The organism is Plantactinospora sp. BB1, assembly GCF_003030385.1.
Classification (GTDB): domain Bacteria; phylum Actinomycetota; class Actinomycetes; order Mycobacteriales; family Micromonosporaceae; genus Plantactinospora.
The window spans coordinates 2,906,629-2,929,898 of the sequence record NZ_CP028159.1; the positions used below are offsets into that span (position 1 = coordinate 2,906,629).

Genomic DNA, 23,270 nt, shown 5'->3' on the forward strand with positions numbered 1-23,270 from the left:
CCGAAGTGGCCTGTGGACCGGGCCGGCCGATGTGGACGGTGCCGGGCCTCAGCCCGCGGCCGGTGGGGCCGACCCGGCCGGGCGGTGAGGGGTCTCCGCCATGATCGGCCCGCCTCCGGCGTATCGGCGCAGCGCGACGCCGAGCACCTGGTCGAGTGGCACCGGCCCGAACGTCCGCGAGTCGGTGCTGGCGTCGCGGTTGTCGCCGAGCACGACCACCCGGCCGGCCGGCACCGAGGCGGCGCCACCGTCCACTGTGACGCCGGGCGGCAGCGGGTCGCCGGGGAGCGCGGCGAGACGCTTGATCATCCAGCGACGGCCTCGGATACCGCCGCCGGAGGTCGGGCCGCCGGGTCGCGGCCCGAGCCGCGGCTGCTCCAGTACCACGATCTGGCCGACCCGCAGCCGGCGGGCCGGCGTGCGGCGGACCACGACCCGGTCCCGGCCGTGCAGCGTCGGTTCCATGCTGCCGCCCTCGACCGTGACCACGACGAGCCGGGCGCGCAACCAGCCGACCCAGCCGCCCGTCGCGATCAGCAGGCCGCAGACCACCAGCGCCGTCCTCACCGGTGCGCCCCCACGGTCGCGTACCCCTCGGCCTGCATCGCGAAGAGCCGGGCGTAGTGTCCGTCCGCCGCGACGAGCGTGTCGTGGTCGCCCTGCTCGATCACCACGCCACCGTCGAGCACCACGATCGTGTCGGCGTCGCGGACCGCGCCGAGCCGGTGCGAGATGAGCAGGCTCGTCTGCCCGGCCCGGTGCTCGCGCAGCCGGTGATGGATCTCGTACTCGGCCTCGGCGTCGAGCCCCGCGCTCGGCTCGTCCAGGATGAGCAGGTCCCGCTGGTCCCGGACGAGCGCGCGGGCGAGTGCCACCCGCTGCCACTGGCCGCCGGAGAGCACCACGCCCGCCTGCGCGCTGTCGTCGGCGAAGAGCCGGGTCAGCATGGTGTCGTAACCGTTCGGCAGCCCGGCGAGGACGGTGTGGATCCCGGCGCGCTCGGCGGCCCGTGTCACCGCCCGCTCGTCGTCGGCCACCGCCAGGTCGCCAAAGGCGATGTTGTCGCGGACGGTGAGGTCGTAGTGCATGAAATCCTGGAAGATGCCGCTGAGCCGCTCGCGCAGCGACTCCACCGGCACCTCCCGCAGGTCGACGCCGTCCCAGAGGATGGCGCCGCGGGTGGGGTCGTAGAAGCGGCACAGCAGCTTCACCAGCGTGCTCTTGCCGGCGCCGTTGACCCCGACCAGCGCGACCGCCTGGCCGCAGGGGATGGTCAGGTCCACACCGCGCAGGATCCACGGATGGTCGTCGGAATAACGGAACCAGACGTCGCGCAACACGATGCCACGGCGCAACCCGGGCAGCGGCCGGGGTGACCCGGCCGGCGGCAGGTCGGGACCGGCGCGGACGACGTCCAGGTACCGCTCGAAGATCAGCAGATGCTGGTGCCCGACGGCCAGGCCGCTCGCCATCGCGCCGAGGCTGGTCTGCACCGACGCCACCGCCGCCACGAAGACGGAGACGTCCCCCACGGTCAGCGCGCCGGCCACGGCGGAGCGTACCGCCCAGAACAGCCCGGCGGCCGCGATCCCGGCCGCCGCCAGGGCCAGTCCGCCCTGGGTGAGCAGCGTCCACCGGTCCATCCGCCGGTGCAGCAGGTTGATCGACGTACGGTCGCGCCTCATCCGCCGACGCAGGTGGTCGCCGAGGTGGAACAGCCGGATCTCCTTGGCGGCGGCCACGTCACCGAGGAGTCGGGCGTAGAACGTCTCCCGCCGTTCCAGCGCGGTGATTTCGAGGGTCGTCCGGACCCGCCGCCGGGCGAGCCGCACCTCCCCGACGAAGGTGGGTACGGCGCCCAGCACGACGATCCAGGCCATCTGCGGGGCGACCACCAGCAGCATGCCGAAGAAGCCGACCATGGTGACGCTGGTCCGGACCAGTCCGAGCGCGGTCAGGATGATCTGGCCCGGCGTCTCCTGGCCGGTCTGCTGGGCCATCCGGAGCCGGTCGAGGAAGTCGGGGTCCTCGAACCGGCCGAGCCCCTGGAAGCGGTTGACCGCGCGGTACAACCGGTCCTGCGCGACGAGGCTCGCCCGGCGTCCGAGGTCTTCCTGCACGTACTCCGACAGGTGCGGCTGCACGGCGCCGACCAGGCCGGCGACCAGGAGCCCGGCGACGATGCCGGCCAGGGCGGACCAGGCCGGTCGCGGGCTGGCCAACTCGTCGAGCATGCCCTTGGTGAACCAGGCCGCCACGACCGGCACGGCGGCGGCGGCCACGGTGAGCGCCACCAGGACGGCGAGGGCGCCCGGCGCGGCCCGGGCCGCGAGGCCGACCGCCCTGCCGAGCGTCCGTACCAGCTTCACGCCGCCACCGGGGCGTGCGACGGAACCAGGTGTACGCCGGTCCCGGTGATCACACCCGTCGCGTCGACCTGGCAGACAGCCGGGAAGGCGCGTACCCCGAACGCCGCGACCGCGCCGCGAGCCTGCTCGTCGGCGAGTACGGTGGCGACCCGGGACAGCGGCTCCGTGTACTCGTCGGCCGGCTCCGGCCCCTTCTCCACGACCGCGAGCGCCCGCCGGGTAGCCGCGACGGCGACGAAGCCGGGGATCAGGTCCTTGCAGGCGGGGCAGCCGGGCGAGAAGAACCCGACCACGACCGGCTCGGTGAACCAGTCGGCATCGACGACGGTCCCGTCGAGCGCGGTCGCGGTGAACGGCGCGACGGCGGAGCCGACCGGTTTGGTCGAGGCGCCCAGCTCCGCCGGCTCCAGCCCTTCGAGCAGGTGCCCGTACTGGCGCATCCGTCGGACCAGCCCCAGCGTCAGGGCCAGGTTCAGCAGGCCGAGCGCGCCGACCAGGACGACGGCGGCGGTCAGGATCGGCAGCATGGGTACTCCTCCGAGCTCCGGGGCGAAATGCAGCCGGGTGACTGTACGCACGTTCGGATACATGGCGCCTACATCGCGCCATGTATTGATCACGTACGGCGGCGGTCTAGCGTCGGCGCCGCGCGACCGCGCCCCGCGGTCGGCGGAGGAAAGAAGGTGAAGCGTGTCGAAGTTTCGTGCGCTGACCGACCGGCTGGTCGGCTTGGTCGTCCCCGAGGTGAAGGCGTCGGCCCTGTGGATCCCGCAGTACCGTTGCCTGCCCACCGGCTGTGCCGGCCGTGGCCAGGCGCAGCGGCGCCAGTGCCACGACGGCAGCGGGTACTGCACCCCGTGGGCGAACGACGGCTGCGGCTGCTGACCGACTGATCCCGGTGCCGGGCCGGCCGGCGCGCCGGGAGCGATCCGCTGCTGCGGGGCCGCTCCGATCGGCGCGCCGGATCCGGCCCGGCGCCGCTGTCTCAGGCCCTTCTCCTGGCGGAACCGGGCCCCTGTCGTGGCGGGTGGATGCCCACCGAGGTCCGAGGGCGGAGATTAGTGGGGGGTGTGGGTGAGGAGGTGGAGGTTTCGGGTGGTGGTGGGTTCGGTGAGGTGGGTTTTGGTGGTGTGGTCGGGGTTGAGGAGGGTGAGGTGGTGGGTGTTGCCGGTGCGGGTTCGGATGCATCCGAACCCGCACCGGCAACACCCACCACCTCACCCTCCTCAACCCCGACCACACCACCAAAACCCACCTCACCGAACCCACCACCACCCGAAACCTCCACCTCCTCACCCACACCCCCCACTAACCCGATCAGCGCAACCCACCAGCCCGCCCGACCCGGCGGCCGGCTCTGGGTACCGGTACTCAGCGGCCGGCCGGCACCACGGCTCAGGTACGCGTGGCCGGGTCGGCCGAGACTGCTGTGATGACCGAGACGTTGCGCCGGTACCCCGCGCCGTCCACATTGGCGCCGGCGGGGCTTACCCTCCGGGAGCGCTGGCACCGGGTACGCCTGTCCTGCGCCGGGCGGCTCGGCACAGCCGTGCTCCGGCTCGCCCTCCGACATCCGGCGTCCTGGCGCTGGCTGGCCGGCCGGTACCATCCGCTGTTCGACCGGCTCGCCGCGGTGAACGCGCGGGCGGTCTGCGCGCTCGCCGCACTGGACGTACCGGCGTACCGGTCCTTCCTGCGCGGCCGATCCGCCACGGTGGACGTGCGGGTACCCCGCCGGCTCGCCGATTTTCCGGAGACGGACAAGGAGAGTTACGTCGTTCCGTACCCCGCCGCCCGGCGCTGCTGGGGTGGCCGGTTGCCGGCCCGGGGTGTGGTGGTCGACGAGTCGGCGGGCTCGTCGGGCCGGCCGTTCAACTGGCCGCGCGGCGAGCGGGAACTGCGCGCGGTGCACCACGACATCGCCGGCTACACCAACCTGGTCTTCCCGATGCGCCGGCCGTTCGTCGTCAACGCCTACTCGATGGGTGCCTGGGCGACCGGGACGACCACCGGCGCCGCGATGGCCCGGATCGCGGTGGTGAAGAACACCGGCCCCGACCTCGGCAAGATCATTGACACGCTCCGGGAGTTCGGCCCCGACTTCGACTACCTGGTGACCGCGTACCCGCCGTTTCTCAAGCACCTGCGGGACCGGCTCGACGCCGACGGCTTCGACTGGTCCGGTTACCGGATCTCCGCGAGCTGCGGTGGAGAGGGGATGACCGAGGCGCTGCGGAGCTATCTGGAGGAGCGGTTTCTCCGGGTACGGTCCGCGTACGGCGCGTCGGACCTGACCATCGGGATCGGCGCGGAGACCGCGTTCACGGTCTGGCTGCGCCGTCGACTGTGGACGGATGCCGGGTTCCGGCGCGCGTTGCTCGGCGCGGAGGAGCAGCGGCTGCCGATGGTCTTCCAGTACAACCCGTTGGCCACCTGTCTGGAGACCAACGAGCGGCGGGAACTGCTCTGCACGGTGACCAGCCTGGACGTGCTCCAGCCCCGGCTGCGCTACAACGTCGGCGACGAGGCGGTGCTGTTGCCGTACCGGAGGATTCTCGACCTGCTCCGCCACGACCCGGCGGGTCTGGCCGAGTGCCGGGCGGCGCAGGCCGGCGAGCGGGTGACCCTGCCGCTGCTGCTGCTCTTCGGCCGGCGCGACTCAACCATCTCCTACCTCGGCGCCAACCTCTACCCGCAGGACGTCGAGTACGGCCTCTACGCCGGCAACCCGTACGCCGCCGAGATCAGCCGGTTCCGGCTGGCGCTGGTCGAGGACGCGGGGCTGGAGAGCCGGCCGGTGGTGCACCTGGAGTTGCGCCGTCCGCTGGCCGGACCGGTCCGGGACGCCCTTGCCACGACCTGCCGGGACGGGGTACGCCGACACCTCGCCGCCGTCTCCCGGGACTTCGCCCAGTCGCTGACCGAGGACCCGACCGCCGGAGAGCTGCGGGTGGAGCTGCACGAGGCGGGGACCGGCCCGTTCACCGGAGAACAGAAGATCAAGAACTCCTACCTGCTGGGAGGTTGAGGCATGCGTACCCGGGATTTCTCCCAGGCCCCGGCGCAGGCCCGGGCCGGCGCGATGTTCGTCGGCGCGACCCGCTACCGCGGCCCGCTGGCGATCCTGCGGCTCTGGCCGGTCTGGCTCCGGATGGTCCGCGACCTGCGCCGGATGTCCGGATACCGCTGGCACACCGTCTACTGGGAGTTCCCGTTCACCCTCGGCACCATCGCGTTCTTCGCCGACCGGGACGCCATGCTGCGGTTCGCCCGGTCCCGGCACCACCGCAGGCTGATGACCTGGGTGACCGACGGCACCCGGAACGCGACCGCCGGCTACATCCGGCTCTACACCGCCGAGCCGGACGGCTACTCCAACGGGGCCTGGCGGGCCGAGTCGACCGAGATGGCGCACATTCCGACCTTCACCCCGCTGGGCACGGAGATGACCGGGCCGGCGGTGCGGCGATGACCGCCGCCCCGACGCTGGAGCGCGTCGTCGACCGGCGCGGCCTGGGCGACTTCCTCGGGTTCACCGACCGGGTGTACGCGGCCGAGCCGCGCTTCGTGCCGCCGACGCATTCCCAGGTACGGCGCTGGTGGCGCGAGGGCGTGCCGATGTACCTGCTCCGGGAGCCGGGCACCGGTGCGGTGCTGGCCCGGACCACGCTGCACACCGACGCCGCCTTCGACGCCAGGCTCGGCCGGCGGTACCAGCTCTTCGGGCTGACCGAGTTCACCGCCCCGGCGGCGGAGCCGCTCTTCGCGGCGATCACCGCGGCCGGCCGGGCCGCCGGGGACCGGGAGGCGCTCTTCGGGCCGGTGGCGCTGCTGCCCAACCAGGCCGGCGGGGTCATCACCTCCGGCTACCCTGACCGGGGCTTCGTCGACAGCGCCTACAACCCGCCGAGGTACGTGACCGCCTACGAGTCGTACGGCTTCGTCCGGCGGTTCGAGTCGGACACCTGGATCTGCCCGGTGACCCCGGCCCCGGCCGGCGCCGATCCGCTCCTCGCCGATCCGGAACTCCGGGTGCACCGGGGCGATCCGCGACGGCTCGACGAGCAACTCGATCTGCTGCGGGAGCTGCTGAACGCCTCCTTCGCCCAGCTCGACTACTACACCGAGATCTCCGACGAGCAGCTGCGCCGGCAGACCGACGGGTTGGCGTACCTGCTGGACGAGTCGTTGCTGCTCTACCTGACCCGGGCGGACCGGCCGGTGGCCTTCGTACTCTGCATCCCCGACATCAGCGAGTTCGTGGTCCGGGTACGGGGCAACCTGAATCTGGTCAACCAGCTCCGGCTGCTGGCGACCCGGCGGCGCTACCGGCGGGAGGCGGTGCTGATCGTCAAGGGGGTGCTGCCGGAGTACCAGGGGCGCGGCTACCAGCGGCTGCTCTCCGCGCAACTGCGCCGGAACCTGCACGCCGGCGGGTACGGCACGCTGCGCAGCACGTACGTGGGGCGGGACAATCCGGCCTCGGCCGCGCAGTTCCGGGGGATGGGCGGCCGGCCGCTGCACGGGTACACCTTCTACGAGAAGGCGTTGTAGGTGGACGTCGCGGCGTTCCGGGCGCTGGAGCCGCTCTGCTGGCGGGCGCCGAGCGCGCACAACAGCCAACCGTGGCGGCTCGACCATCGGGCGGCGGAGGTCCGGGTGGGTTGGGATCCGGCGGACGCGCTGCCGGCGGCCGATCCGTCCGGGCGGGACCTGTGGCTCTCGGTCGGCGCGTTCGTCGAGACCTGTCTGGTGGTCGCCGCCGATGCCGGGCTGCGGGTCGGGTTCGTCCCGGACCACTGCGCCGAGGACCGCCGGGTGGGCTGGCTGCGGGAGTCCGAAAGCCGTTACGAGAGCCCGTTCGGGGCGGCGCAGGTGCGCGCTCGGCGTACCCACCGGGGGGTGTTCTCGGCGGGCCCGCCGGCCGGGGTGGTCGCCGCCGCCGACGCCGTGGCCCGGGAGGCCGGCGGAGCGGTCCGGGTGGTGCCGGACGCCGACCTGCTGGCCCGGCTGCTCCGGGTCGCCGACCGGCAGCTCTACGCGGATCCGGCGGTCGTCGGCGAACTGCGGTCCTGGCTGCGCCTCGCCCCGGCACACCCGGGCTACCACGTCGACGGGCTCACCGACCGTTGCCTGGGGCTGTCCCGGGCCGAGGCGGTCGGGCTGCGGACGGCGCTGGCCGGGTATCCGGTGCTGCGCCGGCTGGGACTGCCCCGGCTGCTCGCCACGGCCGCCGGAAACCCGCTGGCCCACGGCGGTGCGGTGCTGGTCCTCGTCGCACCGTCCGGACTGGACGACGAGGGTCTGGTCGGGTTCGGCCGGGTGCTGATGCGGGTCTGGCTGACCCTGGCGGCGGCCGGCGTGGCGGCGCATCCGCTGAGCCAGCTCCTCGACGCGCCGCCGACCCGCGAGGTACTCGGCGCGGTGCTCGGGGTGCCGCCGGACCGGCTGGTGCACGTCGCCCGGGTCGGTCGACCGGCCGGTACGTCGGCACGTTCGGCACGCCGGCTCGGCGACCCCGGTTAGGCGACGCCTCCGGTCTCGACGGCGGACAGCAAGTCAGGAGATGAGCGGTGGCCGCGCCGGTGACCAGGATGGACAGGCACCGGCGCACCAGCCCACCGGCAGCGGGCTCGCCCCGGCCGGGCCTGGTGACGACCGGTGCGGTCGTGCCACCGGGAGGATGAGATGCCCATCGAGGACCTCGATCCGGCAACGCTGGACGCTCGTGAGCTGGCCCTGCTGGTCAAGGCGACCCCGACCGACGAACTGCGCACGCTGATGTGCGGCAGCCGGCGCCGGGCGGTACTGGACACGGTGGTCGGGCGGATGCCGGGCGTCTTCCGGGGCGACCGGGCCGGCGGTACGTCGGCGGTGGTGCACTGGAGGATCGGCGACGGACCGGACGGTGCCGTGGACGTCTACGAGATCGTCATCGACGGTGGGGCCTGCGCGCTGTCGCCCGAGCCGCAGCGGCAGCCGAAGCTGACGCTGACCGTCGGCGCGGTCGACTTCCTCCGGATGGTGACCGGAAACGCCCACCCGGTCACGCTGGCGATGAAGGGAAAGCTCAAGTCGAAGGGCGACCTCGGGCTGACCGCGAGGTTTCCGCAGCTGTTCGACATTCCACGGGTCTAGGCGCACGTTTCGACGGTCCGCCATGGTCGGGACCGCCAGGCGGCACCGCGATGCTGCTGGTGTGCGCAATTGTCAGACGTCAATTTCTTCGATCGCGACGGTGCGCCCCGCATCGAAGTCGGGTCGGTCGGTGACGCCGCAAGACCAGAGATGCGCCGTCCCGGCCCGCGTGCCAGGGTGATCCCAGCGAGGAGATCGCCCGCCAAGGGGCTCGGCAACTCGCAGGGATTCGACAGGAAGTGAGGCGAGGCATGACGATTACCGGACCAGCGACAACGGCCGCCGAGGCCGACCGTGCCGCGATTGCCGCAGTCCCCGCCCGCATGGTGGAAATCTGGGCGAAGCACGATGCCGACGGATTCGCCGAGCTTTTCACCCAGGACGGCACGCTCATTCTTCCCGGGGTCTACCGGAAGGGGCGCGACGAGATCCGTTCGTTCATGGCGGCGCAATTCGCCGGCGCCTACCGGGGGACCCGGGTGACGGGCCAGCCGGTCGAGGTCGTCCCGCTCGCGCCCGGCGCGGTCGCGCTGACGACGGTCGGCGGAGTGCTCGCCCCCGGCGAGTCGGAACTCTCCGCCGAGGCGGCCATCCGGGCGTCCTGGATCTTGGTGAAGCGCGGCGACGCATGGCTGCTGGCGGTCTACCACAACTGCCCGCGCGATCCGGCCCGATAGTCCAGGAGAGGCGGTAGACGCATGACCGAGACAAGAGTGGTCCAGGACCTCGTCGTGGAGGGCGACGAGGTCGACCGCATGGTGAGTGGGCTCGACGCCGCCGAGTGGGCGCTGCCTACACCGGCGCCGGGTTGGACGATCGCACACCAGGTCGCCCACCTGTCCGCCACCTTCCGGATGGCGGCGCTGGCCGTGGTGGACCCGGAGCGGTTCACCGCGATGACCTCGCAGCTCAGTCCCAACTTCAACGCGAACGTGACGCACGCGATGGCCGAGTTCCTGGCCGAGCCGCCGGACGTCCTGCTCAGCCGCTGGCGTGCCGAACGCGCCCGTGCGGAGCAGGCGCTCGCGGCCGTACCGCCGGACCGGGTCGTGCCGTGGCTGGTCCGCCCGCTCCCGGCGGCCGTACTCGCCTCGGCCGGTCTGATGGAGCTCTTCGGGCACGGCCAGGACATCGCCGACGCGCTCGGCGTACGGCGTGAGCACACCGATCGGGTCGGCCACCTGGTCGCCTTCGCGGTGCGCACCTGGGACTTCGGCTACCAGGCGCGTGACCTGCCGACTCCGGAGGTCGAGTTGCGCTTCGAGCTGACCGCGCCGTCAGGCACGCTCTGGACGTTCGGCCCGGCCGACGGGGAGAACCGGATCACCGGTGCGGCGGTCGACTTCTGCCTGCTGGTGACGAGGCGTCGGCACCGGGACGATCTCGACCTCACGGCGACGGGCGTGGAGGCCGACCGGTGGCTCGACATCGCCCAGGCGTACCGCGGGCCGGCCGGCCCGGGGCGCCGCCCCGGTCAGTTCGCCACCCCGGTGCGCTGACCCACCGCGCCGGTCTCACCGGTCGCGGATGACGCCGCGTCGAATCGCTGGGCCACGAAGTGCTCCTGCGCCATCCGGCGTACCGTGGCCAGCGCGGCGTCGAGGAGCACCATCCGTACCACCGCGGCGGCCCGGTCGGTGCTGGCGGAGTTCGACGGGAGCAGATCGAGCTCCTGGACGACGAGCCGCTCGGCCGCGGCCGCGTACGGGCTGAAGAAGTCCATGTCGCACTCGCAGCCGAGGTGGCGCAGGGTCACCACCACGTGCGCCAGCCTGCCGGCCACCTCGGGGTCGACCTCCCAGCCCAGTTCCTGGACGAACCCGTCCACGTCGGAGCGCGCGCCGCGCATCCCCTTGACGTCGTCCAGGGGCGGCTGCTCCGGGAAACGGGCCCGGTTGACGACCTCGTACAGGTCCGGAAGCGACAGCTTTTCGTCATCGATGGCTGCGAGCAGCTCGCCGACGGTGGAGAGGTCGAGTTGTCCGATGTTCGTGAACGCCCTGATGAGACGGATCCGGTGCAGGTGTCTCTCGTTGTACTCGGCCTGGTTCCGCTGGGTCGGTACGCCTTTGGGAAGCAGACCCCTGCGTAGGTAGAATTTGATCGTGGCAACGGAGACCCCGGTCCGCCGGCTGAGATCGGATATGCGCATCTAGCCCCCCGGTGGCGTTGCTGGTGGTTCCAGAGGTGCCGCACCGCACCTGGTTTAGCTCGCCAAGATTATCAGTTGCGTCAATACGTACCTTTGCGTCGATATTTATGTTGTTGCCAGGTAGGGCGATGTCCACCGAGCCGGCGTCTCCGGTCGGGCGGGTCGCCGCGGCCCGGGCGGGTTCCGGCTCCGGCACGCCGGCCAGTGCCGTGTTCCGGGCGTCGAGCAGGGCGAGCAGCACGGGCGGGTCCAGCGTCCCCGCCGGTTTCAGCAGCAGGTCGGCCTGGATGAAGGTGTCCCGACCGATGGTCAGCGGCCCGTTCGTGGCGACCGAGACCGACCCGTCGACGCCGTCCGGCTCGCCGATCGCCGCGCGCGGGTCACCGGTCACCTCCTGCGCCAGCAGATACCAGGTGCCGGCCGGCACGCTGTCGAATCGGTACTGGCCCCACCCGGACAGGATCGCGCACCGCACCGGCCGGCCCTGCGGAATCCGGTCGGGAAAGAGGCCGACGAAGATGAGGCTGTTCTCCTCCGCCTGAGCCGGCCAGACCCGTCCGGAGACCCGTCCGGACGAGCGTCCGTCCACACCGAGATACGGGTCGACGGGTATGTGTGGTGCGAATCCGGAGCGCTTGCGATAGGCGGTCGGTGACATTCCGACGCTTCTGCTGAAGCGGGTACTGAAGGTACCCACGCTGTTGTACCCCACCCGCACACTGATGTCTGCTACATTTAGCGACGTCGACACCAGAAGATGTTTTGCCCGCTGCAATCGCAGTGCCGAGAGGAAGCGACCGGGAGAGACACCGGTCGCGCGCTGAAATATCCGGGTGAAGTGAAACTTGCTGAACATCGCGGCACGGGCGATGTCATCTACCGTGAGCTGCTCGCCGAGGTTCTCGCGCATTGCGGCAATAGCGCGGCCCACGGCCTGCTCGATGGGGTCGTCCACTCCTGCTCCTCCCGAAGACTCGAATGTCGGGCTTGATTCGGTCACCAAAAAGTGTCGGCAATGGTCGAACCAGCGGAGAGGTAGAAAGCAGGGCCTACCGTCGTCGGCTGCCCGGCAGCATGAGTTGATTGGTAGATAACAGAAGGGTTTTCGAAGCTCCATGCCCCCGGCGCTTCAGTCCACTCGCCCTCGTCGATGCGTTCCGCCACGTTGAGGTTAACTTAAGCAGGGCCTCCCAGCAACACTGAGATTCGTCATCCTCTATCTGCTCCGCAATCACGAAGTTAAAATCGGATAGCGGTGCGCACTACTTCACCGATGTAGCCCTGTCGTCACCGCCCGGAAACGTCCACGTCAAATGTGACGCCCCGCCGGCGGCGCCGACTCGACCGGCCACAACCGTGCACCGATCGCCCGGGCAGCCGCGAGGCTGGCCCAGGAGGTCAGGCGGATCAGCCCCGCCTCGTCGAGATCGCCCCTGACCTGGTCGACCAGCTCGCCGGTCACCCGGTACGGAGCGAACGCGGTGAGCAGGCCGAGCCGGGCGGCGGGTCGGTCATTCGCCGGCACCGTCGCGACCGCCTCCGCCAGCCAGGCCGGCGCGCCCAACCCCGGCTCCACGCCGACCCGCCGGGCCAGCGCGCCCAGCACCAGCCCTCGTACCTCGGCGGTCACGGCACCGTGCGCGCCGTGCTCCACGGCCGCGGCGGCCCGGGCGAAGGCCGCCGCGACCGGCGGTCGACCGGCGGCCCAGCACAGGTCCGGCGGCAGCGGCGCGTCAGGCAGCAGTTCGAGCGAGGTACCCGGCGTCGGGCGCCGCCGCGCCAGAGTTCCCATGACGAACCTGGCGCCCCGCCGCACCATCCCCAGCGCCGGAGCGGGTACCGGCGGCAGCGGCGACTCGGTGAGGAAGAGACTGACCATCCGGTTGAGGTAGTGGAAGGTCACCACCACCCCGATGACCTCCGGTGCCTGCTCGGCCGGGAACGGGACCGGTCGACCACCGGCCTCCGGTCGCCCGCTCGCCCAGGCCCAGTGGGCCAACTCGCGTACCCGGGGATCGGCGACGGCGTCGAACCGGCCGGCGACGATCGCGTCCGCGTCCGCGCCGGACGACAGTCCCGCCATCGCCGCCCCGTGCACCTCCACGCAGTACGGGCACCGGTTGGCGACCGAGACCGCCGCCGCCACCGCCTCCTTGACCGACCGGTCGACCACGCCGCCGGCCAGCAGCGACTCCCGCAGCATCAGCCAACTCGCCGCGAGCGCCGCCGGTGCCGGCGCGTGCAGCCCGATCGGCGGTGCGACCATGCCGAAGTCGGCCTCCATCTGCTGGTACACCTCGGCCACCAGGCCGGTCTCGCTACCCGGTGCGACCCGGGCGACGTGCCGGATGTGCGCCGCGGACGCCCGGCGCGCGACGCGTGCGAACAGCGATCCCACGGCGCACCCCCGTCAGGCCGTCCGGGCCATGGCGACCCGGGAGGCCGTGTCGGCACCCGGTCCGGGAGCGCCGTACCGCACGGCGACACCCCGCTCCTGGGCGGCCCGCACCATGCCGGGCATGGCCCGCTCGGCCAGCGCCGCGATGGTGAGCGCCGGGTTGACCGTCAACGCACCCGGCACCGCCGAGCCGTCGGTGACGAAGATGCCGGGATGCCCCCGCAGCTCGTGCCGGTCGTCCAGCGCCGAGGTCGCCGGGTCGTCGCCGATCCGGCAGGACGCCAGCGGATGCACCGTGTAGGCGCCGACCAGGTCGTTGGTCCACGGCGCCACCCGGGCCAGGCCGTCACGCTCCAGGATGTCCTTGACCTCGGCGTCCGCCAACGACCAGCCGCGCCAGGTGTTCGGCGTCGGCCGGTACCGCAGCGGCCCGTCGCCGAGCATCTGCATCGAGAGCCGGTGTGCGTTCCCGGTCTCCGGCGGCGGCCCGAAGACGCCCTCGTTGTCGTCCTCGGACATCGTGAAGATGGTCAGCCAGGACTGCCAGCGCCGCAGCATCTCCTTCTTCTGCACACCGAACCAGGACGGACCGGTGGCACCGGGCACCTGGGCCAGGATGGTGCCGAGCCCGGGCGGGAAATACAACTGCTCGAGCGAGAAGCGCTCGTACTCCGGCAGCCGGCCGTCCAACCGGTCCCAGCTCGCCACCGTCGGGCCCCGGCCGATCTGGTACGCCTCGTAGGCCTGGCCGCCCGGGCGGGACAGTCCGAGCACCTCGCGTACCCGGTCCTCGTCGAAGACCGCCGTGTTGAGGCGCTCGCCGTTGCCGGAGAAGTACCTCCCGACCGCGTGCGGCATCGGGCCGAGGGTGGCCGCCGAGCGTTGCAGGATCACCGGCGTCGCGCCGGCACCCGCGGCGAGGACGACGAGCTTGGCGTCGATCGTGCCGCTGTCGTGCAGGATCCGGTAGTCCTCGGCGTCGACGATCCGGTAGTGCACCCGGTAGCCGCCGTCGTCGTTTCTGGTCAGGTGCTGCACCTCGTGCAACGGCCGGATCGCGGCACCGTGCGCGACGGCGGCCGGCAGGTAGTTGAGCAGCAGCGACCGCTTGGCGTCGAACCGGCAGCCGGCCATCATCCAGTTGCAGTTCACGCACTCGTCCAGGTCCACCGCCGACGGCGGCGGGTTGGCGGTACGGCCGGCGTGCGCGCAGGCCGCCGCGAAGAGGCCGCCCGCGTACGGCACCCGGTCCCAGGACTGCCGGGTGACCGGCAGCGCCTCGGTGACCCGGTCGTACCAGGGATCGAGCTTGTCCCTGGTGATGCTGGCCGGCCACATCCGGCGGCCGATGCTGCCGTGCCGCTCGAAGACGAACCGGGGCGCCCGCGGCATCGTGGCGAAGTAGACCACGCTGCCGCCGCCGACGCAGTTTCCGCTGAGCACGCTCATCCCGTCGCCGACGACGAAGTCGAACACCCGGGTGTACGACGACCCCAGCTTGAAGTCGTGGTCGAACTCCTCGGCCTGCAACCATGGTCCGCGTTCCAGGACCACGACTCGGGCCCCACCGGCGGCGAAATGGTAGGCCGCGATGGCACCGCCGAAACCGCTGCCGATCACGACGATGTCCGTCGACTCCGTGGCTGTTGTCATGCTGGATCACCTGTCACCGTGGTTTGTGGGTGGATCGGGGCCAGTGCGCGACCGTACGAGTACTGCGGGAAACGGTGCAGGCCGTCGGCGTCCGGCCGGAAATAGCCGATTGTCAACAGCCCCGGATGTTGCCCGGCGAATGCCTCCGCCGTACTGATGTGCGCGGCGCTGTCGAATGCCATGTTGCTGAAAAGGGCGAGAGCGACCCACATCTGTTTTTCCGGATGAACCGGTGCGGTGAGTTGCCGTACCAGTGCGGTGCGGTGCTCGAAGGAGAGTGCGACGAAGGCGGGTACGTCGTCGTCGAGTGTCAAACCGTGCTCGGCGGCGTATTCGAGGGCGTGGTCGTTCAGCGTGTAGAACAGCGAGTCCAGCGCCTCAGCCAGCCCGCCGCCGGGCTGTTCGAGCAGTTCGAGGGCGCCCGCCGCCACCGCGCCTCCGGTCGGGTCGGCACCCGCCACCGCCCGGTCGTCGGGTGACCGCTTCGCTCCCGGGATGATGGTGTCGGCGAATGCCTCTATGGTGGCTGTACGGGCCGGCCCCGCATCGTGTTCGTCGGGCTGCACGGCATTCCCTCCTGTCGTGTCGGAGCCTGTCGTGGGCGTCCTGCTCCAATTAGCCCGGTCCGCTGGGCCGGTAATGGTTTCGGAGAAGGTGCGCACGGATGCTCGGCGTAATCCGATCCGTTAGACGACAATCCTCCCGATACGGGGGTTGGAAATCATCTTCTTCGTTGCGCTGGCGCGGGCTGCCGCGCAAACCCTTGCCGGGCCCCGACAGCGCACGGCAGGAGACGGATTTTCCTCGGGGCCGCGCCACCATGGGATGAGCTGTCCCCCTAAATCGGATTAGGAGCCCGGCATGCCGATGCTCGGTTCGCTGCGCCGTTTGGCGTTGACGCCGTCGTTCACCGAGGTGACCTTCGCGGCGCGCGGCTTTCCGGTCCGTGCCACCGACGCGACCCGCCGGCTGGAGGCCATTCCCCAGGCGGTCCTCTGTGGCTTCGAGTGGGCGATCGAGGCGCGGGCACCGTGGGAGGTGGAACGTCGGCTGGAACTGGTGGAGGCCGAACAGCGGGGGTTCGCGTACGAGGGTGCCGCGATGGCCTACACAGTGCGCGACGCGATGGCGGGCGGCCGGGGCCACCGGGCGCGGGACCTGCTGCGCGGACCGGGTCGGCCGCACACCTTCCTCACGTACATCGGAATCGGCTTCGCGATGGCCCGGTTGCCGCGCATCCTGTGGCGCAACGTGCTGCCCGACCTGAGCGGCGTGCCCTACTACCCGACCATGAGCTGGCTGGCCGTGGACGGGTACGGCTTCGACCGCGCCTACTTCGAGACCGACCGCTGGGTCACCGAGCAGCGCCGGCCGGCGCCGTACCCGTGGCAGGGCCGGGCCGACTACTTCCCGCGCGCGGTCGACCAGGGCATCGGCCGTGCCCTCTGGTTCATCCACGGCGGGGTGGCGCCGGACGTGGCGACGGCGGTGGGCCGGTTCGCCACCGAGCGGCAGGCCGACCTGTGGAGCGGCGTCGGCCTGGCGGCCACCTTCGCCGGCGGCAGCGACGCGCACGGCCTCACGGTGCTGCGCGGGGCGGCCGGTGACGCACTCCCGCACCTGGCCCAGGGCGCGGTCTTCGCGGCCAAGGCCCGGGACTTCGCCGGTTTCGTGCCCCCGCACACCGAGCTGGCGACCGGCCTCCTCACCGGGCTGACGGTGCCGGCGGCGGCGACGCTCGCCGACGACGTGGCGGCGGACGGGTTCGGTTCCGGTGCCGATCCGGACTACGAGATCTGGCGGCAGCGGGTCGGGTCGCGGGTGGCGTCCCAGCTGCGCGGCACCCCGAGCTAGGACCGGCGACGGGCGGCGGAGTGGGCCCGGCCCGGGCCCCGGCGCCGCCCGGGTCGTCCGGTCACGGCGGGAGCGGGCGACGCAGCCACAGCAGCGCCAGTACGCCGAGCGCGACGAGCCCGTCGACCACGAGCAGGAACGCGCTGATCGGGTCGACGCCGTGCCCGTGGTCGCCGGTGGGTATGGCGGCGCGCAGCGGTGCGGGCGGCTCTCCGGTACCGACGCTGAAGCGCAGGATGCCGGAGGCCGCACCGCCGCTGCTGAGTTCGACGTGGTACGCGACGACCACGTCACCCGGCGCGTCGACGGCGATCGGCTGCCAGACGGCGCGGCCGGGCCGGACCACCAGCGGTCCGGTGGTCAGGGTGAAGCCGTCGCCGTCGAGCACGGAGACGTGCGAGCCCGCCTCGACCGGCGGGCCGGAGAAGGTCAGACGCACCCCGGGTGGCCCGGCGGTGAGCACCGCCTGGTCGGGCGGGTCGCTCGCCACGAGGGTGCCCGGCACACCGGCGGCCGCTGGCGTCCCGAACAGGACACCAGCGGCGACAGCCAGCAGGGCCAGCGCGATCGGTGCGGTGGCGCGGGAGGGCATGACCGGTCAGACCGCCGAGGGCACGGGCTGACCCGACCTCGACCGGGCGACGCAGTTGCAGGTGTACTCGGCCAGCTCGGCCCGGTTGGGGCGCAGGTGCAGGTACATCGCGATCGCCATCGGGATGAACACCACGGAGTTGTAGAAGAGGTGCAGCTCGACCCGGGCGAGCACGAGCTGGGCGATGCTGGTCGGCTGCGCCGCGCCGAAGAAGTTGACGCCGGCCTGCACCTGGACCAGCAGCAGCAGGTGCTCGATGTGGTGCCAGAACTGGATGGCCAGTGCCACCGTCCACCATGTCCGCGCCCGCCCGACGAAGCCGGGCCGCAGCAGGAAGAGGCCGACCAGCATGACGAGGGCGTATCCGTAGTGCAGCCACTCGGAGCTGACCAGCCAGGGGTAGTACCAGCCGAGCACGCCGCGTGCCTCCGGCCGCGGCATGCCGAGCACCCAGATCTGGTACGCCTGCACCAGGTGTTCGGCCCAGTGCGCGACGACGATGAAGAGGTAGAGGTTCAACGCCGTCCTGTGGTGGTTCCGGTTCAGCCGGGCGATCGGACCAGCTGGCGGAGCGACCGCCGAACCGTTGACCATGGGTGTCTCCCTCCCGTGGTGGACTACCGGTCCCGGCCGACCGTAGTCGTCACCCGGCGTGAGCCCGTTCTCTCAGCGTGCTCACTTTCTGCGGGCCGGAGCGCATCTTGGGAGAACACCGTCGCGCCCCGTCGCCGCATGCTTTACGGAGAGTCGGGTACCGCAGGGGAGGCGCGATGGCACGCCGGATGAGCACCGAGATCGGACCGCCGGAGACGACGGCTGGCACCGCCGCGCCGCCACGGGCCACCTCCATGCTGGTCAACGGCCACTTCCCCCGGCGGCGGTGGCTGGTCCTCGGGCTCAGCGTCCTGGGTGGCTTCCTGCTCACCGTCGTCTGGTCGGCGGAGTTCGTCGACAGCACGATCGGCGACAGCGTGGCGGACACGCTGCTCGGGCACGACGCCAAGGAGACCCCGATCGCCGGGATCGGCGCCGGGGTGGCGTTCGCGTTCGTCTCCGGTCTCGCCGGCACCTTCACGGCCTGCAACATCGCCGCGTTCGGTGCGATGGCGCCGATGCTCGGCACCGGTGGGCGATGGAGCCGGCTGCGGCACATGTTCGCCCCGCTGGGGTGGCTCGCGGTGGGGATGATCGCGGTCTCCGCGACGTACGGCGCGGTCGTCGGGCTGGTCGGCACCGCGATGCCGCAGTTCTCGACGGCCGCGAACAGCGCGGGCAGTCTCTCGGCCCGCAGCGTCCAGTCGCTGGTGGTCTTCGGCGTCATCGGGCTCGCCATGACCTATCTCGGGCTGGCCGCCCTCGGCATCGTGCCCGACCCGTTCGCGCGCGTCTCGCGGAGGTTCCCGAACGCGCCGATGGTCGTGCTGGGGGCGCTGGTCGGCGGATTCCTGATCGGACGCCCGTTCGCACTGTTCCGGCAGATGTTCCGGGACGCGGCGGAGAGCGGCAACCCGCTCTACGGCGCGCTGGCCTTCACGTTGCAGTCGATCGGCAACATCCTGGTGATGGCGCTGCTCTTCGCGGTGGTGGCGCTGGTCAGCGGGCCCCGGCTGCGCGGCTGGCTCGCCGCGAGGCCGAGCCGGGTCGCGACGATCACCGCGGTCGCGCTCCTGGTGGCCGGCGTCTTCACGTTCCTCTACTGGGACGTCCGGCTGCTGGCCCGCCGCGAGATCATCCCGTGGTACCCGACCGCGCCGTGGTCATAGCGGCGGCGATGGTGGGCCGGCGGTAGGTCGTCGAGGACGCAGGAGGAGACATGGTTGCCGGTCGCGTCATCTCGTCGGTGGTCCAGCGGCAGGTGAAGTACGTCCGTACCGTCCCGCCCGGGAGGGCCGACGGGCTGGTCGCGGCGGTCTACCGGCAGGTCACCGAGGAGATGCGCCTGGTGGTGCCGCCGGTACTGCTGCACTCGCCCGCGCCGGAGGCCCTGGCCGGGTACTGGATGTTGATGCGGGAGCCGCTGCTGGCCGGCGGCGCGGTCGACCGGCTCGGGAAGGAGGCGGTCGCCGCGGCCGTCTCGGTGGCGAACATCTGCCCGTACTGCGTCGACATGCACAGCATCGGCATCTACGACCTCGCCACCGAGGAGGACGCCGAGGCCGTCGCGGGGGACCGGGTGGACGAGATCGCCGACCCCCGGATCCGGGATCTGGCGGCGTGGGGCAGGACGGCGCACCAGCCGGACGAGGCGGTGCTGCCCCGGCCGGCGTTCTCGTCCGCCGAACGCGCCGAGCTGGTGGGTGTGGTCGTGGGCTTCCACTACCTCGGCCGGATGGTCAACGTCTTCCTGGCGAACTTCCTCCTCCCGCCACGGCTGGGCCCACGGGCCCGGCGCCGGGTCAAGCACGGGATCAGCCTGATGCTCAGCGCCTCGCTGCGGGAGGTGCAGCCGGCTGGCCGCTCGCTCCGGCTGCTGCCCGAGGCCCCGCTGCCGCCGGACGCCGCCTGGGCGGCCGGGCAACCGGAGATCGCCGAGGCGGTGGCCCGCTCCTTCGCCGCGTTCGACCGCGCCGGCGAGCGGGCCCTGTCACCGGCGGTGCGGCAACTCGTGGACGACCGGCTGCGCGGCTGGCGGGGCGAGGAGGCGGGACTGAGCCGGCAGTGGTGCGAGCGGCTCGTCGCCGAACTCCCGGAGGCCGACCGGGCGGCCGGCCGGCTGGCACTGCTGACCGCGTTCGCCTCCCACCAGGTGGACGAGGACACCGTACGGGAGTTCCGGCTGACCGAGCCTCGGGACTCCGCGCTGGTCGAGGCGACCGCGTGGGCGAGCTACGCGGCGGCGCGGCGGATCGGCGCACTCCACGTGGCAGATCGCGTTTTCTGATTCGCGTACGTTAATTCCCCCGGCATTAGTTGCCGGGGTTTCGTCGTGTCGACGGCAATGACGAGGGCATGTTGGAAGAAAACCGCAGCAACGCGGAAGAAGACTCGGTCCGGTCGCTCTGCGAAGCTTAGTCGCAAACCACCGGCAAACAGCCATCGAATGCCTTGGGGGAGAGTTGACTAGTGTTTGGCGAGGGCTGCGGCGGCGCATTCTGACCCCCAGCACCTCCGCGACCAGGCTGGACGTACGCGGCTTCCACGAGAAGGACGCGGCCTCCAAGGAATTGCTGGAGACGATTGGGAGTACGTTTCTGGCCGGCTTCTCGTACGCCGCGCAGGCGCGTACCGCCGACGAGGCGGAAACCGAACTCGAACGGGTCCCGGTGCGCTTTCGCGGATTCGCTTACGAGGGTGCCGCGATGGGGTTCGCCATTCGTGACGCGTTGCCGTTGAGTCGGGGCGACAATGTTTCGCGCTTCCTCGCCGGGGCGGGACAGGCGCACGTCTACATGGCCTATGTCGGCGTCGGCTGGGCGATGGCCCGGCTGCCCCGGGCGCGCTGGTCGCGGATCGCACCGGCCGATCCGGTGCTGCGCTGGCTCGCGCTCGACGGGTACGGCTTCCACCAGGCGTACTTCCACACGAAGCGGTACGTGCACGAGCGGTACCAGCACGACCGGTTCCCGTGGCCGGTGGAGGGGCCGCGGTGGTACGCGAACCGGGTGCTGGACCAGGGCGTCGGCCGGGCCCTCTGGTTCGTCTGCGGCACCGCCCCGGCGCTCGTGGTCGAGACCATCGAGACGTTCCCCCGGCACCGGTGGCCGGACCTGTACTCCGGCGCCGGCCTGGCCGCCACCTACGCGGGCGGAGCGGACGAGTCCGAACTGCGCACCCTGTGGGACGCGGCCGGGGAGTGCCGGCCACAGCTCGCCCAGGGCGCGGCGTTCGGCGCCGCCGCCCGGCTGCGCGCCGGCCTGGTCGTCCCGCACAACGAGCTGGCCACCCGGGTCTTCTGCGGGATGTCCGCCGCCGAGGCCGCGCGGCTGAGCGAGGGGAGCCGCCCGGACGCCCCGGTGCACGGGACCGAGCCCGCCTACGAGGTGTGGCGCCGACGCATCGCCAACGAGTTCGTCTCTATCGGAAGGTGCTAGCACATGGCTCAGAAAGCTGGCTGGCTGCGCAGGCAGCTGCCCGGGATCGTCGCGGTGGTCCTGATGGCCGCGTTCTTCCAGGCGGCCCGGCTACCCACCGCCTCCTCCGCCGAGCTGGACGGTCTGGCGGGCCGGTTCGGGTTCACGCCCTACTCGGTCGCGATGCCGGGCGGCTTCCCGCAGCAGACGATCCGCAAGGTGAACAAGGACTACCGGCACATCGACGCCTGGATCTCCTCGGTGGGCGCCGGCATCGCCATGAACGACCTCGACGGTGACGGGTTGGCCAACGACCTCTGCATCACCGACCCGCGCATCGACCAGGTGGTGGTGACGCCGGTACCGGGGGCGCGGGCGGACCGGTACCGGCCGTTCGCGGTGGACCTCGCGGCGTTGCCGGCGCAGCGGGCGATGGCCCCGATGGGTTGCGTACCGGGCGACTTCAACGAGGACGGGCGGATGGACCTGCTCGTCTACCTGTGGGGGCGTACCCCGATCCTCTACCTGGCACGGTCGGGGGCCACCTCGCTCGACCGGGCGTCGTACCAGGCCGTCGAGCTGGTACGCGGGGCGAGCGGCGCGGCGTACAACGGGCCGCTCTGGAACACCAACACGGCCGCGGTCGACGACTTCGACGGCGACGGCCACCTCGACATCTACATCGGCAACTACTTCCCGCACGGCCCGGTGCTGGACGACACCAAGTCCGGTGGGGTGGCGATGAACCGGTCGATGTCGCACGCCTTCAACGGCGGCGAGGACTACCTGTTCCGGTGGACCGGCGCCACCTCGGGGGAGCAGCCGACGGCGACGTACGAGATGGTCGCGAACGCCCTGCCCAGAGAGGTCTCGAAGGGTTGGGCGCTCGCCTCCGGTGCCAACGACTTCGACGGCGACAACCTGCCGGAGCTCTACCTCGCGCACGACTTCGGCCCGGACCGGCTGCTCTACAACCAGTCCACGCCGGGGCGGTTCAAGTTCTCGGCCGTCAAGTCCGCCCGGCAGGCGTTCGTGCCCAACTCCAAGCGGGTCGGGGCGGACTCCTTCAAGGGCATGGGCGTCGACTTCGGCGACCTCGACGGCGACGGCCTGTACGACATGTTCGTCAGCAACATCACCACCACGTTCGGGCTGGAGGAGAGCCACTTCGCGTTCGTGAACACCGCGAAGAACGTCGACGAGCTGCGTGCGCGGTTCGGTGACGGCAGGGCGCCCTTCGAGGACCGCAGCGCGCCGCTCGGGCTCGCCTGGTCCGGCTGGGGCTGGGACGTGAAGCTGGCCGACTTCGACAACAGCGGCGAGTTGCAGGTGGCCCAGACCACCGGCTTCCTCAAGGGCGAGGTGAACCGCTGGCCGCAGCTCCAGGAGCTGGCGATGACCAACGACGGCCTGCTGGAGCACCCGGGGGCGTGGCCGAGGCTGGAGGCGGGCGACGACATCGGTGGCGCCCAGCGGCTGCACTTCTTTGTCAAGAATCCCGACGGGCGCTACACCGACCTGGCCGGGCAGCTCGGCCTCGCGGTTCCGGTGCCGACCCGGGGCATCGCGACCGGTGACGCGGACGGCGACGGCCGGCTCGACTTCGCGGTCGCCCGGCAGTGGGACGCGCCGGTCTTCTACCACAACCAGAGCCCGTCGCCGGGTGCCTTCCTGGGGCTGCGGCTCACCCACCCGGCGACGCCGGCCGCCGACGCCGCCGGCACGCCGCCGGGCACCGGCACGGCGCCGACGGGCTCGGGTACGGCGGACACCCCGGCCGCCCCGGTGGCGGCCGAACCGGCCCCGCCAGGGGGTACGGCACAGGCGGCACCGATGTTCTGCTCCCCGGTGGTGGGTGCGCAGGTGACGGTCACCACGGAGGACGGGCGGAAGCTGCTCGGCCGGGTGGACGGCGGCAGCGGGCACTCCGGCAAGCGCAGCCACGAGGTGCACATCGGGCTGGGCCACGACGTCAGCGGACCGGTGCAGGTCAACCTGCGGTGGCGGGACCGCACCGGACAGGTACACCAACAGGACCTTCGACTGGACCCGGGCTGGCACGCGCTCGAGCTCGGTACGCAAGCGCGGGAGATGTGAGGCGGAG

General features: G+C 71.8%; 23 protein-coding genes and 2 pseudogenes. 13 read left to right on the forward strand and 12 right to left on the reverse strand.

Annotated elements, in window-relative coordinates:
• Positions 1 to 48: 48 nt before the first annotated feature.
• The 3 genes from C6W10_RS12625 to C6W10_RS12635 are packed head-to-tail and all read right to left on the reverse strand — an operon-like array spanning position 49 to position 2,896.
• Complete coding sequence (locus C6W10_RS12625) at positions 49 to 567, reverse strand: S26 family signal peptidase (protein ID WP_234361727.1); 519 nt, start codon at positions 565 to 567, stop codon at positions 49 to 51.
• Positions 564 to 2,369 carry an ABC transporter ATP-binding protein gene (locus C6W10_RS12630; protein ID WP_107258232.1) on the reverse strand — a complete coding sequence of 602 codons (1,806 nt, stop codon included), beginning with the start codon at positions 2,367 to 2,369 and terminating at the stop codon, positions 564 to 566. The genes C6W10_RS12625 and C6W10_RS12630 overlap by 4 nt, the downstream gene beginning before the upstream one ends.
• Positions 2,366 to 2,896 carry a hypothetical protein gene (locus C6W10_RS12635; protein WP_159104567.1) on the reverse strand — a complete coding sequence of 177 codons (531 nt, stop codon included), beginning with the start codon at positions 2,894 to 2,896 and terminating at the stop codon, positions 2,366 to 2,368. Before C6W10_RS12635 ends, C6W10_RS12630 begins: the two co-directional genes overlap by 4 nt.
• Positions 2,897 to 3,059: 163 nt before the next feature.
• On the opposite strand from C6W10_RS12635, the gene C6W10_RS12640 reads away from it, so the two are divergent.
• From C6W10_RS12640 to C6W10_RS12675, 8 genes are all read left to right on the forward strand, one after another.
• The gene (locus tag C6W10_RS12640; protein ID WP_107258234.1) at positions 3,060 to 3,254 is read left to right on the forward strand and encodes a hypothetical protein; all 195 of its coding nucleotides are present in this window, start codon (positions 3,060 to 3,062) and stop codon (positions 3,252 to 3,254) included.
• A 547-nt stretch (positions 3,255 to 3,801) separates the two neighbouring features.
• The gene (locus tag C6W10_RS12645) at positions 3,802 to 5,397 is read left to right on the forward strand and encodes a phenylacetate--CoA ligase family protein (RefSeq protein WP_107258235.1); all 1,596 of its coding nucleotides are present in this window, start codon (positions 3,802 to 3,804) and stop codon (positions 5,395 to 5,397) included.
• A gap of 3 nt (positions 5,398 to 5,400) precedes the next feature.
• Positions 5,401 to 5,841, forward strand: a complete 441-nt coding sequence (locus C6W10_RS12650; RefSeq protein ID WP_107258236.1) for a DUF4188 domain-containing protein — start codon at positions 5,401 to 5,403, stop codon at positions 5,839 to 5,841.
• Positions 5,838 to 6,923 carry a hypothetical protein gene (locus tag C6W10_RS12655; protein ID WP_107258237.1) on the forward strand — a complete coding sequence of 362 codons (1,086 nt, stop codon included), beginning with the start codon at positions 5,838 to 5,840 and terminating at the stop codon, positions 6,921 to 6,923. Before C6W10_RS12650 ends, C6W10_RS12655 begins: the two co-directional genes overlap by 4 nt.
• Positions 6,924 to 7,895: a nitroreductase gene (locus C6W10_RS12660; RefSeq protein WP_107258238.1), complete on the forward strand. Its 972-nt coding sequence runs from the start codon at positions 6,924 to 6,926 to the stop codon at positions 7,893 to 7,895. It abuts the gene before it with no gap.
• A 162-nt stretch (positions 7,896 to 8,057) separates the two neighbouring features.
• Positions 8,058 to 8,507 (forward strand): SCP2 sterol-binding domain-containing protein, encoded by a 450-nt coding sequence (locus tag C6W10_RS12665; protein WP_107258239.1) that lies wholly within the window; start codon positions 8,058 to 8,060, stop codon positions 8,505 to 8,507.
• A gap of 251 nt (positions 8,508 to 8,758) precedes the next feature.
• Positions 8,759 to 9,184 (forward strand): SgcJ/EcaC family oxidoreductase, encoded by a 426-nt coding sequence (locus tag C6W10_RS12670; protein WP_107258240.1) that lies wholly within the window; start codon positions 8,759 to 8,761, stop codon positions 9,182 to 9,184.
• 21 nt (positions 9,185 to 9,205) lie between these two features.
• Entirely contained in the window at positions 9,206 to 10,006 is an 801-nt protein-coding gene (locus C6W10_RS12675; RefSeq protein ID WP_107258241.1) for a TIGR03084 family metal-binding protein, read from the forward strand.
• On the opposite strand, the gene C6W10_RS38495 is transcribed toward C6W10_RS12675, so the two are convergent.
• The 7 genes and pseudogenes from C6W10_RS38495 to C6W10_RS12700 form a co-directional block, all read right to left on the reverse strand.
• Positions 9,982 to 10,356 carry a hypothetical protein gene (locus C6W10_RS38495; RefSeq protein WP_234359736.1) on the reverse strand — a complete coding sequence of 125 codons (375 nt, stop codon included), beginning with the start codon at positions 10,354 to 10,356 and terminating at the stop codon, positions 9,982 to 9,984. The two genes, C6W10_RS12675 and C6W10_RS38495, sit on opposite strands and share 25 nt — an antisense overlap.
• Before the next feature lie 156 nt (positions 10,357 to 10,512).
• Positions 10,513 to 10,659, reverse strand: a pseudogene (locus C6W10_RS38500) (MerR family transcriptional regulator); the annotation flags it as partial.
• A gap of 178 nt (positions 10,660 to 10,837) precedes the next feature.
• Positions 10,838 to 11,614: pseudogene (locus tag C6W10_RS12685) on the reverse strand (helix-turn-helix domain-containing protein); the annotation flags it as partial.
• A 41-nt stretch (positions 11,615 to 11,655) separates the two neighbouring features.
• A complete protein-coding gene (locus tag C6W10_RS37260) occupies positions 11,656 to 11,823 on the reverse strand; it encodes a hypothetical protein (protein WP_159079476.1) in 168 nt (55 codons plus the stop codon).
• A 145-nt stretch (positions 11,824 to 11,968) separates the two neighbouring features.
• Positions 11,969 to 13,057, reverse strand: a complete 1,089-nt coding sequence (locus C6W10_RS12690; protein ID WP_107258243.1) for a carboxymuconolactone decarboxylase family protein — start codon at positions 13,055 to 13,057, stop codon at positions 11,969 to 11,971.
• A 12-nt stretch (positions 13,058 to 13,069) separates the two neighbouring features.
• A complete protein-coding gene (locus tag C6W10_RS12695; RefSeq protein ID WP_107258244.1) occupies positions 13,070 to 14,710 on the reverse strand; it encodes a GMC family oxidoreductase N-terminal domain-containing protein in 1,641 nt (546 codons plus the stop codon).
• Positions 14,707 to 15,276 carry a DUF5987 family protein gene (locus tag C6W10_RS12700; RefSeq protein ID WP_107258245.1) on the reverse strand — a complete coding sequence of 190 codons (570 nt, stop codon included), beginning with the start codon at positions 15,274 to 15,276 and terminating at the stop codon, positions 14,707 to 14,709. Before C6W10_RS12700 ends, C6W10_RS12695 begins: the two co-directional genes overlap by 4 nt.
• 295 nt (positions 15,277 to 15,571) lie before the next feature.
• On the opposite strand from C6W10_RS12700, the gene C6W10_RS12705 reads away from it, so the two are divergent.
• A complete protein-coding gene (locus C6W10_RS12705) occupies positions 15,572 to 16,564 on the forward strand; it encodes a DUF1702 family protein (protein ID WP_107258246.1) in 993 nt (330 codons plus the stop codon).
• Between the two features lie 61 nt (positions 16,565 to 16,625).
• On the opposite strand, the gene C6W10_RS12710 is transcribed toward C6W10_RS12705, so the two are convergent.
• Together C6W10_RS12710 and C6W10_RS12715 are read right to left on the reverse strand one after the other, a co-directional pair.
• Positions 16,626 to 17,156 (reverse strand): copper resistance protein CopC, encoded by a 531-nt coding sequence (locus C6W10_RS12710; RefSeq protein WP_107258247.1) that lies wholly within the window; start codon positions 17,154 to 17,156, stop codon positions 16,626 to 16,628.
• 6 nt (positions 17,157 to 17,162) lie between these two features.
• Positions 17,163 to 17,750, reverse strand: a complete 588-nt coding sequence (locus C6W10_RS12715) for a hypothetical protein (protein ID WP_107258248.1) — start codon at positions 17,748 to 17,750, stop codon at positions 17,163 to 17,165.
• A gap of 176 nt (positions 17,751 to 17,926) precedes the next feature.
• Between C6W10_RS12715 and C6W10_RS12720 the strand changes: the two genes are divergently transcribed.
• The 4 genes from C6W10_RS12720 to C6W10_RS12735 all read left to right on the forward strand — a co-directional run bounded on the left by C6W10_RS12720 (position 17,927) and on the right by C6W10_RS12735 (position 23,263).
• Positions 17,927 to 18,919 (forward strand): hypothetical protein, encoded by a 993-nt coding sequence (locus C6W10_RS12720; protein ID WP_199853919.1) that lies wholly within the window; start codon positions 17,927 to 17,929, stop codon positions 18,917 to 18,919.
• Positions 18,920 to 18,969: 50 nt separating this feature from the next.
• Positions 18,970 to 20,037, forward strand: a complete 1,068-nt coding sequence (locus C6W10_RS12725) for a carboxymuconolactone decarboxylase family protein (RefSeq protein WP_107258250.1) — start codon at positions 18,970 to 18,972, stop codon at positions 20,035 to 20,037.
• Between the two features lie 175 nt (positions 20,038 to 20,212).
• Positions 20,213 to 21,187: a DUF1702 family protein gene (locus C6W10_RS12730; RefSeq protein WP_107258251.1), complete on the forward strand. Its 975-nt coding sequence runs from the start codon at positions 20,213 to 20,215 to the stop codon at positions 21,185 to 21,187.
• Positions 21,188 to 21,190: 3 nt separating this feature from the next.
• Positions 21,191 to 23,263 (forward strand): CRTAC1 family protein, encoded by a 2,073-nt coding sequence (locus tag C6W10_RS12735; RefSeq protein ID WP_107258252.1) that lies wholly within the window; start codon positions 21,191 to 21,193, stop codon positions 23,261 to 23,263.
• Positions 23,264 to 23,270 lie beyond the last annotated feature (7 nt).